13 protein-coding genes and 2 riboswitches are annotated in these 12,046 nt (G+C 48.4%); of the genes, 8 read left to right on the top strand and 5 right to left on the bottom strand.

Annotated elements, in window-relative coordinates; genetic code table 11:
* Positions 1-340 precede the first annotated feature (340 nt).
* The gene (locus ESP131_RS00555) at positions 341-850 is read right to left on the bottom strand and encodes a DUF2529 family protein (RefSeq protein WP_035395788.1); all 510 of its coding nucleotides are present in this window, start codon (positions 848-850) and stop codon (positions 341-343) included.
* Between the two features lie 94 nt (positions 851-944).
* On the opposite strand from ESP131_RS00555, the gene ESP131_RS00550 reads away from it, so the two are divergent.
* The 5 genes from ESP131_RS00550 (at position 945) to glpX (ending at position 5,382) form a co-directional block, all read left to right on the top strand.
* Positions 945-1,319, top strand: coding sequence for a response regulator (locus ESP131_RS00550; RefSeq protein ID WP_069940051.1), 375 nt, complete (start codon positions 945-947; stop codon positions 1,317-1,319).
* Positions 1,320-1,451: 132 nt separating this feature from the next.
* Positions 1,452-2,306, top strand: coding sequence for a class II fructose-1,6-bisphosphate aldolase (gene fba / locus ESP131_RS00545; RefSeq protein WP_023469553.1), 855 nt, complete (start codon positions 1,452-1,454; stop codon positions 2,304-2,306).
* A 154-nt stretch (positions 2,307-2,460) separates the two neighbouring features.
* Complete coding sequence (fsa, locus tag ESP131_RS00540) at positions 2,461-3,108, top strand: fructose-6-phosphate aldolase (protein WP_023469552.1); 648 nt, start codon at positions 2,461-2,463, stop codon at positions 3,106-3,108.
* 28 nt (positions 3,109-3,136) lie between these two features.
* Complete coding sequence (gene murA / locus ESP131_RS00535) at positions 3,137-4,384, top strand: UDP-N-acetylglucosamine 1-carboxyvinyltransferase (RefSeq protein ID WP_029342783.1); 1,248 nt, start codon at positions 3,137-3,139, stop codon at positions 4,382-4,384.
* Between the two features lie 32 nt (positions 4,385-4,416).
* On the top strand, positions 4,417-5,382 hold the full coding sequence (gene glpX, locus ESP131_RS00530; protein WP_029342782.1) for a class II fructose-bisphosphatase: 966 nt from the start codon (positions 4,417-4,419) through the stop codon (positions 5,380-5,382).
* A 182-nt stretch (positions 5,383-5,564) separates the two neighbouring features.
* On the opposite strand, the gene ESP131_RS00525 is transcribed toward glpX, so the two are convergent.
* Positions 5,565-6,332 (bottom strand): SDR family NAD(P)-dependent oxidoreductase, encoded by a 768-nt coding sequence (locus tag ESP131_RS00525; protein ID WP_069940050.1) that lies wholly within the window; start codon positions 6,330-6,332, stop codon positions 5,565-5,567.
* A gap of 71 nt (positions 6,333-6,403) precedes the next feature.
* A complete protein-coding gene (locus tag ESP131_RS00520) occupies positions 6,404-7,081 on the bottom strand; it encodes a C40 family peptidase (RefSeq protein ID WP_047394443.1) in 678 nt (225 codons plus the stop codon).
* 353 nt (positions 7,082-7,434) lie between these two features.
* Here ESP131_RS00520 and rho point away from each other — a divergent pair, with 353 nt between their 5' ends.
* Positions 7,435-8,808 (top strand): transcription termination factor Rho, encoded by a 1,374-nt coding sequence (rho, locus tag ESP131_RS00515; protein ID WP_029342779.1) that lies wholly within the window; start codon positions 7,435-7,437, stop codon positions 8,806-8,808.
* Positions 8,809-8,899: 91 nt separating this feature from the next.
* Positions 8,900-9,145 carry a type B 50S ribosomal protein L31 gene (locus tag ESP131_RS00510; protein ID WP_023469546.1) on the top strand — a complete coding sequence of 82 codons (246 nt, stop codon included), beginning with the start codon at positions 8,900-8,902 and terminating at the stop codon, positions 9,143-9,145.
* A gap of 35 nt (positions 9,146-9,180) precedes the next feature.
* Here ESP131_RS00510 and ESP131_RS00505 read toward each other — a convergent pair whose 3' ends face one another.
* Positions 9,181-9,831, bottom strand: coding sequence for a DedA family protein (locus ESP131_RS00505; RefSeq protein ID WP_029342778.1), 651 nt, complete (start codon positions 9,829-9,831; stop codon positions 9,181-9,183).
* A 183-nt stretch (positions 9,832-10,014) separates the two neighbouring features.
* On the opposite strand from ESP131_RS00505, the gene ESP131_RS00500 reads away from it, so the two are divergent.
* The gene (locus tag ESP131_RS00500) at positions 10,015-10,629 is read left to right on the top strand and encodes a thymidine kinase (protein ID WP_069941005.1); all 615 of its coding nucleotides are present in this window, start codon (positions 10,015-10,017) and stop codon (positions 10,627-10,629) included.
* Positions 10,630-10,711: 82 nt separating this feature from the next.
* On the opposite strand, the gene ESP131_RS00495 is transcribed toward ESP131_RS00500, so the two are convergent.
* Entirely contained in the window at positions 10,712-11,470 is a 759-nt protein-coding gene (locus ESP131_RS00495; RefSeq protein WP_069940049.1) for an alpha/beta hydrolase, read from the bottom strand.
* Between the two features lie 67 nt (positions 11,471-11,537).
* A riboswitch (SAM riboswitch) is annotated at positions 11,538-11,639 on the bottom strand.
* Between the two features lie 249 nt (positions 11,640-11,888).
* A riboswitch (SAM riboswitch) is annotated at positions 11,889-11,992 on the top strand.
* The last annotated feature ends 54 nt before the right edge of the window (positions 11,993-12,046 follow it).

Genomic DNA, 12,046 nt, shown 5'->3' with positions numbered 1-12,046 from the left:
CTTCTGTGATCCTTCGGTATAAAAAGAATGACGCGTTACACGCAACTCCTACAGGAAAAAGCGCAATTTTGCGCTGTCAGAGACAAACAAGACCCGTTTTCCTGCTCGAATGGAGCGGGGAAACGGGCTTGTGTCTCGCCTGAGGAAAGGGCGTGAAAAGACAAGTCATTCTTTTTTGAGTCAGCTCATTTGTCTACAATCTGAAAGGAAGCGCAAACAGCGCTTCCTTTTTGTATAACGGTCATTGACGGTTTCGCTTTGATTCAATGAAGATCGTAAGCTTAGTCAGACACGGACACGTATCCAGTGAACTTTATATTTATATTATAGAAGAAAAACGTCAATCCCACTCTTCCGTCATCTCTTGTAGTTGCGTCAAGATATGTGTCAGGAGAAACGCGCAAAGGGCAAGACTCGGCAGTCCGTGGCGTGAACCGTCCTCTGCCGGAAGCAGTCCTTTATTGAATTTCAATGCGAGCGGAGCAATCGAACGTTCGAGCGTTTCCGTCACGTCACTGAGTGTGACGATCGCATAAGGTGTATGCCATGCGTCGTAACGGGCAAGAGAAGCCAGGAGATCCGAGCGTTCCGTATCCGGCGTGAAGATCAAGACGCGATCGACAGCGTGCAAGGTCTTTCGATCCTTGATCTTCGTAACGCGTTTCATCTGGTCTGGTCCTTCTGAGAGCATTGGATAGAGTCCTTCACATTCACCATAGGCGTCGACGTAGACCGTGCCTTCCCCGACGAGCGCCTGTGCGAGTAGACGGACGACATCGAATAGTTCGTCTTCCTGTTTTGCGAGCGTTTGCAATTTTCCGTTGAATTGTGTAGCTAAGATTTTCATCATTTTTCTTCATCCTTTCTATGTTTCTCTCAAGGACAGTATAAAGCAAGTTTTGCTTTAGTGTAGAATGGAAATAACTAGAGGGGGAGTGGCAGAGATGAAAGGCAGATTGTTGATCGTCGAGGATGAGCCGGGAATCCGGAACTTACTTGCACAATTGTTCCGGGCAGAAGGGTATGAAACGAACGTCGCCGTCGATGGAGAGGAAGCGATCGTCTACTTACAAGAAGCGGCATACGATTTATTGTTGATGGATGTCAACATGCCGGGACGGACCGGGATTGAGGTCTTGCGTCATCAGGACCGAATCGGACGACGTGTCCGGACGATCCTAATGACGGCACTCGGTGAAAAAGAAGCGATGGAAGAAGCGAAACGATTAGGGGTCGTTGCCTTCTTCGGGAAGCCATTTGACATCTTTGAATTAAAAAAAGAAGTGACTGTGCAAATTTCTCACGATGTAAGCGGTTAATCTTTCACGTCGCCGTCACAAACCAAAAAACCGAGCGAAATGCTGTACGTTCCGATGAATCAGTATGTTATAATCAGTCTGAAATTGCACGAGTTCGTGTAAACAGCGATCAAAACAGAGGAGGATGTCATTATGCCATTAGTATCTATGACAGACATGTTAAACAAAGCTCTCGAAGGTAAGTATGCAGTAGGTCAATTCAACATCAACAACCTCGAGTGGACACAAGCGATTCTCGGTGCGGCTCAAGAAGAGCAGTCACCAGTCATCCTTGGAGTATCTGAAGGTGCAGCACGCCACATGGGCGGATTCTACACTGTCGTGAAAATGGTTGAAGGTCTCGTACACGACATGAAAATCACAGTTCCAGTTGCAATCCACCTCGACCACGGTTCGAGCGTTGAAAAATGTAAAGAAGCGATCGACGCTGGATTTACATCTGTCATGATCGATGATTCGCACAGCCCGATCGATACAAACATCGAAACAACTAAAGCAGTCGTTGAATACGCTCATTCTAAAGGCGTTTCAGTAGAAGCGGAAGTTGGTACAGTTGGCGGACAAGAAGACGACGTCATCGGTGATGTCATGTACGCGAAACTTGACGAGTGTGTACGCATCGTCAAAGAAACTGGAATCGACACGCTTGCTCCTGCACTCGGTTCTGTTCACGGACCATACAAAGGTGAACCAAACCTCGGATTCAAAGAGATGGAAGAAATCCGTGACGCTACAAACCTTCCACTCGTTCTTCACGGTGGAACTGGAATTCCGACACACGATATCGAAAAAGCGATCTCACTCGGAACTTCAAAAATCAACGTTAACACAGAGAACCAAATCTCATTCGCGAAAGTCGTTCGTGAAGTGTTAGCTGAGAAACCAGAAGCATATGACCCACGCGTATTCATCGCACCAGGTCGTGAAGCAATCAAACAAACTGTCATCGGTAAGATGCGTGAGTTCGGTTCAAGCAACAAAGCTTAATCGACTCCTCTTTAAAGTGCGGTAGACTTCGGTCTACCGTGCTTTTTTCATATCATGTGAACGTGTATTCAATGGAAAACAGTAGGACTTCTCGTGAAAAAAACCTATAATAGAGTCGTAAGCGATTTCAAGGGATGAAAGGGGAACGAGAAAGATGAGATTTTTCATTGACACAGCAAACGTAGAGGACATCAAGAAAGCACATAAAATGGGGATTTTAGATGGTGTCACGACGAATCCGTCACTCGTCGCTAAGGAAGGCGTCGATTTCCATACACGACTTCGTGAGATTTGTGAAATCGTCGGGGACGTCTCTGTCAGCGCCGAAGTCATCGCGCTTGATGCAGAAGGAATGATTCGTGAAGGGAAGGAACTTGCCCAGATCGCACCGAACATTACGGTTAAGGTTCCAATGACTCCGGCCGGACTCGAAGCGGTCGCAGCACTTTCAAAAGAAAAGATCACGACAAACGTCACATTGATCTTCAACCCGAACCAAGCATTACTCGCAGCACGTGCTGGTGCGACATATGTATCACCATTCCTCGGTCGTCTAGACGATATCGGACAAGATGGAATGGGACTCGTCGAGACGATTGCTCAAATTTTCGTCGTCCATGATATTCCGACACAAATTATCGCGGCATCGGTCCGGAATCCGGTACACGTGACGAACGCTGCTCTTGCGGGCGCAGACATCGCGACGATTCCATTCTCGGTCATCGAGTCACTCACACACCACCCACTCACGACGCAAGGAATCGAAAAATTCCTCGCAGACTGGGAAAAAACGCAGCAATAATCGTAGCGAAGAGAAAGGTTGATGGAACGTGGACATTTTGCATATCGTAGGGCAACAACGCCTAGAAGGAACCGTATCAATCAGTGGTTCGAAGCAAAGCGCCATCCCGTGTCTTGCTGCAGCCCTCCTGACGGATCAGACGGTCGTTCTTGAAGGCATGCCGGAGATTGGCGACGTCGCGACGATGATCGAGATTTTGGAGACGCTCGGCGCGGTCGTGACACGTCAAGGCGATATGGTGACGATTGATCCAAGTCGGGTCGAATCGATGCCGTTGACGGGTGCGGAGACGCGCAAGTTACGCGGATCGATCTACCTCATGAGCGTTCTGGCAGCCAGATTCAAACAAGGAGTCGTCGGTCTGCCTGGAGGTTATGCCATCGGACCACGACCGATTGATTTACACATCAAAGCACTAGAGCGTCTCGGTGTTTCTGTACGTAACGAGCAAGGCGTCCATTACATGCGCGTCGATCGTCTCGTCGGCAACCGGATTTACCTCGATCTCCCGTCTTTCGGAGCGACGATCAGTGCGTTACTCGTCGCTGTCTTCGCTGAAGGAACCACTGTCATCGAAAATGCTGCCTATGACCCAGAAGTCATAGACGTCAGTACGATGTTGACGAACATGGGGGCAAGCGTCAAAGGGGCAGGAACGGACGAGATTCGAATCAAGGGCGTATCGCAACTAAGTGGTTGCCGGCATACCTTGATTCCGGACCGGATGGAAGCAGGGACATTCTTGACGATGGGGGCGGCACTTGGACGCGTCACCGTCGACAACGTCATTCCGCTTCATCTCGAGAGCGTCATCCAAAAACTCGAGCGGTACGGTGCGTTGATCGAAGCAACGGATGATTCCGTCACGGCGACGTTTCAGGAGGCGAAGCCGGTCGATATTCGTGTCTTCCACTACGGTGGATTCCCAAGCGATCTACAACCTGTCATCTCGGCAGCATTGTTGCAAGCAAAAGGAGCGAGTATCGTCGTCGATAAATTGTATCCGCAACGTTTCCGACATGTACAGGAGCTACGGCGCTTGAACGCTCGGATCACGCATGAAGACGCCTCAATCATCATTCGTGGTGGAGAAACCTTACTTGGTACGGAAATCGAGGCACCGGACCCACGCGGTGGCGCAGCACTTGTCTTGGCGGGACTTCTCGCTTCAGGGGAGACGACGTTGCACCACGCAGAAGTGCTTGACCAGAGTTACGAACGATTTGATCAGAAGTTGAAGGAACTAGGCGCCCTCGTATGGCGTGAAACGATTTGACCGATTTGTAACAAGGGAGAGGGGACATACACATGGAGAGAAGTCTATCAATGGAACTTGTACGCGTCACGGAGGCAGCAGCGCTTGCCTCTGCGCGTTGGATGGGAAAAGGATTGAAGAATGAAGCGGATGACGCGGCAACAAGCGCAATGCGTGACGTCTTCGATACGATTCCGATGAAAGGAACCGTCGTCATCGGGGAAGGCGAGATGGATGAAGCACCGATGCTTTACATTGGAGAAAAGCTAGGAAATGGGTATGGACCACGACTCGACGTCGCTGTCGATCCGCTTGAAGGAACGAACATCGTCGCAAAAGGAACATGGGGCGCACTTGCTGTCCTCGCTGTCGCGGATGCAGGCGATTTGCTTCACGCACCGGATATGTACATGGATAAGATCGCAGTCGGTCCGGAAGCGGCAGGACACATCAGTCTGGATGCGACGATCGAAGAAAACATCGCGGCAGTCGCGAAGGCGAAAAACAAAGAAATCGAAGACGTCGTCGTCTCGATCCTTGATCGTGAACGCCATGAAGAGATCATTCAACGAATTCGGGCAACAGGGGCGCGGATTCGCTTGATTGGTGACGGTGACGTCGCTGCTGCGATCAATACGGCATTCCCGCACACAGGGATCGATATCTTACTCGGTTCAGGTGGTGCACCGGAAGGCGTTCTTGCTGCCGTTGCCTTGAAATGTCTCGGTGGTGAGCTCCAAGGACGCTTGTTACCAGCAGACGAGGCAGAAGTCGAGCGGTGCAAGAAGATGGGCATTGAAGATCCATCGAAGATCCTCATGATGGACGACCTCGTTGCCGGAGATGACTGTATCTTTGCTGCGACAGGCGTCACGGACAGTGAATTGATGAAAGGTGTTCAGTTCACGGCACAAGGCGGTCAGACACACTCTGTTGTCATGCGCGCGAAATCTGGAACGGTTCGCTTTGTCGAGGGTATCCACTCGTTCAAGAAGAAACCGAAGCTTGTCATTAAGTAAAACAGACCGACTCCCCAAAGAGAACGTCTGGATCCACACATAAAAAGAGTTGGCGTTCCGGAGATAATCCAAAACGCCAACTCTTTTTTGCTATGTTTCAGGGAATCAAGACGTTCGTCTTCAACTTTTACAGGAAAGTGAGGATTTGAACATTGACTGGTAAATGAATCGTCATTTGAAGATTACCGCGGGCGCTGGACTTCTCCTGCTTGTCGGGTGACGTACCGACGCGGTAGAAAACGTGTCGAAAAGATATACCAGGCATTCCCGAAGCCAGGAACGATGAACGTTTTCCCCTTCATATAGCCGCGGTAGGCGATACGCGCAACCGTCGGAGCATCCATGACACCCGTTCGCAGGAACAGCCGAGATTGTTCAAGGGTTGCTGCTGATTCGAAACCGGTATGTGTCGCGCCCGGACAGACGACGCTGACTTGAATCCCGTCTGCTGCAAGCTCTTCCGTTAATCCTTCCGAGAAGTGAAGGACATAGGCTTTCGTCGCGTAGTAGACACTCAGCCATGGACCACCTTCAAATGCAGCCGTTGACGCGAGATGGACGATCCGTCCTTTGATTCCCTGTTCTTTCATGCGAGAGGCATAGACCTTCGTTACGTGTGTTAATGCTTCGATGTTCAAGGCAATCATCCGAGACTCGTCTTCAAACGAGGTCTCAAGGAAAGAACCGAAGACACCAATCCCGGCGTTGTTGATGACACAGTCGACCGGAATCTGTTCCGTTGCCCGAAACAGTGCCAGTCGATGCGTCCGCTTCGTTAAGTCATACGGAAAGACGGTTGCCGTTCCACCGAGTCGCTCGACATGGAACTTCGTTTCGAATAGAGCTGTCGCATCGCGTCCGACGAGCAGGACGTGATCCCCTTGCATTGCGTGGAGATAAGCGAATTCGCGACCAAGACCTCTTGAAGCACCTGTGATTAAGACATGCATCTTGTTTCCTCCTTATGAATGAGATGAAAAAAAGCGATCGAGCCAATGCTCAACCGCTTTGAGATGATGAATTATAGGTAAGATCCAGCGCCGACAAGGCGTGAACCCCAGTACCCTGATTTGAAGCTTGAGTATTTAACGCCACCTGTTTCTGAGTTAACCATGCTTGACTTGCTCGTTGCGATCCCGACGTGTTGAATGCCGCTACCGTGTGAGAAGAAGACAAGATCTCCTGGTTGTACGCTTGAAACGCTGACTTTCTTAGAAGAAGAATATTGTGAAGAAGACGTACGTGGTAATGTTTTGCCTGCTGCTTTCTTGTAAACATAGCTTGTGAAACCAGAGCAGTCGAATCCACGAGTTGTCGTTCCACCCCATACATATGGAGTTCCTTTGTGCTTAGCTGCTTCGTTCAGGATTTTCGTCCGTTTTGAAGAAGAGCTTGTTGATTTTTTAGCGCTTGAAGATGATTTGTATGTCTTTGTGTATTGTGAGTAGACATAGCGTGTTTTACCGCCGTATGAGATTTTTGTCCAGCTGCCTGATTTGCCTTTGTATGTAAAGACTTGACCAGCGTTGACTTTCCCGACGATGCTTGCTTTCGTAGAAGGTGCTGTCCGAACACGAAGACCGTTGTCCGTGATCTTGACTTTCGTGACTGTCGCTGCTTCAACTTTACCTGTACCCACTGATGTAAAACCTGAAACCACTAAGGCTGCTGTCGCGATCGATGCTAGAAAACGTTTCATGTTAAGAATTCCTCCGTTTAATGTAGTGTGTTGCGTCCGTAAGTTATATGATGAAATCATTAAGTGTGTGATTAAGCAGTCTACCTTACAACTGTGTAAGAATTTTGTCTGCAGGAATATCTTAGCACGAGCACACTTGAAAACGTTTTTTCAGTTAGAAGACAAAACAGATGTTTTTGTAACATAACTGAAATAATATCTTTGAATATTACAAAGTAAGAAACGCAAAGGATTGTTGACGACGAATCAAAAAAATATGATACCTTTAGTTCACGAATAAAATTACATACCTCCTGCTGTATGTATGGAAGTATGCTGAATGCAGTTGAATTTATAAAGAATAGGTGAAGAACATGCCAACAACTGATAAAAAAGATAAACCAGAACGTTCCTATACACTGGCTCAATTGAGTCAACTGACATTAAAAGAACTCTATGAAATCGCAAAGACAAAAAATGTCCCACAATACCGGGAAGCTCGTAAACGCGAGTTGATGTTCAAGATTCTAAAAGCACAGGCTGAATCGACTGGTCTTTATTTCCTCGAAGGGGTACTCGAAGTCATCCCTGGCAATCCACAAATGCAAAACGATGGTGGCTTTGGCTTCCTTCGTCCTATCAATTATTCCCAATCCTCTGAAGATATTTATATCGCAGCATCTCAAATCCGACGCTTTAATCTACGTAATGGTGATGTCGTCACAGGTAAAGTCCGTCCACCGAAGGAAAACGAACGGTTCCAAGGATTACTTAGCGTGGAAGCCGTTAACGGTGAAGCACCGGATACAGCCCGTAATCGTCTATTCTTCCCGGCATTGACACCGATTTATCCGGATCGTTTGATGCGTCTAGAGACAGAGCCACGCCATCTATCCGTTCGTGTCATGGATATGATCGCACCGGTTGGATTTGGTCAACGTGGTTTGATCGTCGCACCACCAAAAGCAGGGAAGACATCACTCCTCAAAGAAATCGCGAACTCGATTCAAGAGAATCATCCGGATGTCGAACTGATTATTCTCTTGATTGATGAGCGACCTGAGGAAGTCACGGACATCGAGCGTTCGGTTCCAGGAGCAGATGTCGTCAGTTCGACGTTTGACGAAACACCAGACAATCATGTCCGGATTTCTGAGCTGGTCCTCGAGCGGGCGATGCGACTCGTCGAACACAAGAAGGATGTCGTCATCTTGATGGATTCGATCACGCGTCTGACACGGGCCTATAACTTAACGGTGCCGCAAAGCGGACGAACGCTCTCAGGCGGGATCGACCCAGCTGCATTCCATAAACCAAAACGGTTCTTTGGTGCGGCGCGAAACATCGAGCACGGTGGTAGTTTGACGATTCTTGCGACGGCGCTTGTCGAGACGGGATCGCGCATGGATGACGTCATCTATGAAGAATTCAAAGGAACTGGCAACATGGAACTGCATCTTGATCGGAAGTTGTCAGAGCGTCGAATCTTCCCAGCGATTGACATCCGAAAATCGGGTACGCGGAAGGAAGAACTGTTGCTTCCAAAAGAGCAGCTCGATGCGCTCTGGACGATTCGCCGGACGATGAACGAGTCGAACGAGTTCGTCGATACGTTCCTGCGTAAGATTCGTGACACGAAAAACAATGAAGAATTTTTCGTTGAACTCGAGAAAGAAAAGAAGAAGGCGGTCCGACGCGCACCAGCAAAACCGCGTACCGTCAAGAAGGAAACACCGACCGAAAAATAACTATTGCGACGCATAAAAAAATCGTTTAGTATAGGAAGGTAACTTACTCTGGCTCAGCAAATGAACCAGGGCGGAAGGAGAGAAATCAACCATGAAACAAGGAATTCACCCTAACTACAACAAAGTAGTATTTATGGATTCAACGACTGAGTACAAATTCTTAAGCGGTTCTACTCGTTCTTCGAACGAAACAATCACTTGGGAAGATGGTAACGAGTACCCACTCATCCGTGTGGATGTGTCTTCAGACTCGCACCCATTCTACACAGGTCGTCAAAAGTTCAACGCGGCAGATGGTCGTGTCGATCGCTTCAACAAAAAATACGGCCGCAAGTAATTACTTGTCGGTTCTTAAAAAACAGCCTGCCTCCATTACGGAAGCAGGCTGTTTTTGTATAGACTGAATTGTGAACGGTAAGCGAGATACGTCTTCAAGACGAACGAGAAGGCGATTCCACCGGCGATTCCAGTTAAATACGGCATGACTTCCGGATGTGCCAAGATATAATCCATGACTTTGTGGAACGAGAGATGACGACCGACGAAGTAGCCGGCACCTAAGAACACGCTGATCCAAATCAACGCACCTGTATACGCGTAACTTGCAAACACGCGAAATGGCATTTTCGAGACACCTGCAAAAAAGGCAGAGAGTTGGCGGAGACCGGGTATGTAGTAACCGATGATCAAGACCGATTTTCCGTAACGACGAAATCCGGCTTCAGCGGAAAGAATATGTTTTTCTGAGATGCGCATTTTCGGTCCGACACGATGCAGTAGTGGCATACCGAGTTTTAATCCGAGTAAATAGCTGATCGTCATCCCGATGCAACTACCGGCGTAAGCGGCGAGAATCGTACCGACGAGTGGTAGATTGCCTTGATGCATCCAAAAACCGGACAGGACGAGTAGGGTCTCATCAGGAACCGGCAATCCCACGATACCACCTGCGAGAAGGACGGAGAGACCAAGGGCACCATATTGGTGCAGGATGTCATGTAAGAGATGATGAATCGGGGACACCTTCTTTCGTGAGAGTCTTCTTCTTCAGTGTACAGGAAATAGGGGACGGTTGGAATGAAAGGACAAAAATTCTAGGTAAAGAAAAAATGAATTTTGATTTCCGGAAGTCAACCCTTTTTCTCGATACCGTTTCGGGCTATACTCGTTAAAGTGACTATTTTTAGAGGACGGTGTCGGACGATGATGCATGTAATAAATCAGTACGGCTGGATCGAAGTAATTTGTGGCAGTATGTTTTCCGGGAAATCGGAAGAGTTGATTCGTCGTGTTAGACGGGCGCAGTACGGCAAACTGCCCGTTCAAGTATTCAAGCCGGCAATCGACGACCGGTACCATGAAGAGCATGTCGTCTCTCATATCGGCAACTCCGTCGTGGCGATTCCGATGGCGACGAGTCGCGATCTCTACGCAGCAGTAGCGGAGGAAACACAAATCGTCGGAATCGATGAAGTTCAATTCTTTGATGATGAGATCGTACAAGTCATCGAAGCACTCGCACAAGACGGAAAACGCGTCATTTGTGCAGGCCTTGATCAAGATTTCCGGGCAGAGCCATTCGGCAAGATGCCGGAATTACTGGCGCGCGCAGAATTCGTGACGAAGCTGCAAGCCATCTGTCTTTCCTGTGGTGATCCGGCTTCCCGGACACAACGGTTGATTGATGGAAAACCAGCGAACTACGATGATCCGATCATCCTAGTCGGCGCTTCAGAGTCGTATGAGCCACGGTGCCGCCATTGTCATGAGGTGCCTGGAAAACCGAAGCCGCTCCAATCGGTGCAGCATCAAGAAAGATAAATAAAAAGACGAGCCGATGATGGTCGTCCTTTGATCTCACAGCTATTCGCTTCTACTTGGAAACGAATAGCTGTTTTTTTTATTATCCTGTTTCCTGTGAGAATCGGCTTGAGCGTTCGATGAAGTGGATTGTCTCACGAACGATCAAATCCTGATCATGATCGAGTGTCGCGACGTGATACGAGTTGAGTAAACAGTAGCTGCGTTTATCATTCGTCCCGATATGCTGATGTAGATAATCCGAGCTCGACGGCGGAACGACGTGATCCGTCGCCGAGTAAAGAATCAATGTCGGAAGAAGGATCGATCCAAGACGTCCTTTCGTCTCATCCATCAGACGGACGAGTTCGAACGCACAACGGCTCGGAACGAGATCATAGATGATTTCGAAAGCAGACCGTTTGATGTCCGGTGCTCCTTCCGGTAAATACTGTGGACCGTCCTCGAACGAAAGTGCTTCATAGGATGGAACGGAGAGTGCAGCATTGATCGTAATGATGCCGGCAAACGGAATCCCGTCAGCGGCGAGCGATAACGCGAGCGTCGCACCCATCGATTGACCGATGACGAAGACTTGATCGCATGTTTCTTGTAAACGTTCATAGCCGTCTTGCAGGCTTTGCTTCCAACATCGAGCAGTCGATTGTTCAAACTCGCGGACGTTCGTTCCATGTCCACGTAAGCGCGGGGCATAGACGGTAAAACCTTCAGCGGCGAATGCCTCACCGACGTCCCGGACACTTTGCGGAGTGGCGTTAAAACCATGACAGATTAGAATACCAATCGGTCCACCTTGAAAATAAAACGCTTCAGCACCAGTCAATACAGGATAGTTCATCATTACTCTTTTTCCTCCATTCATGAAAAAAACTCGTCGACGTCACTGCTTGGACGCCCACGAGTTTTTCACCGTATCATCCAAAGCCGCGCTTTGCTGGTCGGAGCACCTTACAGATTGCAGGTTGCCGTGAAGTCATAGAGCCAGGTCTCTCGTTCACTCTTGATAAATATCATATTGGAATTGTCGGATTAATCATTGAGACGATGGTAGCACGACCAAAAATGACTTGTCAAATCGTTCTTGACGAATCACGATTCGTTCATTAAGCTAATCCATAACTTGTCAATCAATCGATATGCGTCAAATGGATTATTTTTGCAAAGTTGGTTGACTTTTAAAGGTTCGACCCGTAATGTAAAAATTAGTTTTACGACATAAGCAACAACGCAACACCACACATACGAATTTCATACCGCAATACTTATCCAGAGAGGTGGAGGGACTGGCCCTACGAAACCTCGGCAACAGACTCATTATGAGCACTGTGCCAATTCCATCAGACAGATGTCTGAGAGATGAGTGGAGTGGATTCTGCCACTGTGCGGATCCAGGTCTCTTCTTGTTTCTCAAGAAGGG

The organism is Exiguobacterium sp. U13-1, assembly GCF_001750115.1.
GTDB classification, from domain to species: domain Bacteria; phylum Bacillota; class Bacilli; order Exiguobacteriales; family Exiguobacteriaceae; genus Exiguobacterium_A; species Exiguobacterium_A acetylicum.
Note: the sequence above shows the minus strand (reverse complement) of the source record. Positions and strands in the feature narration are given on the sequence as shown.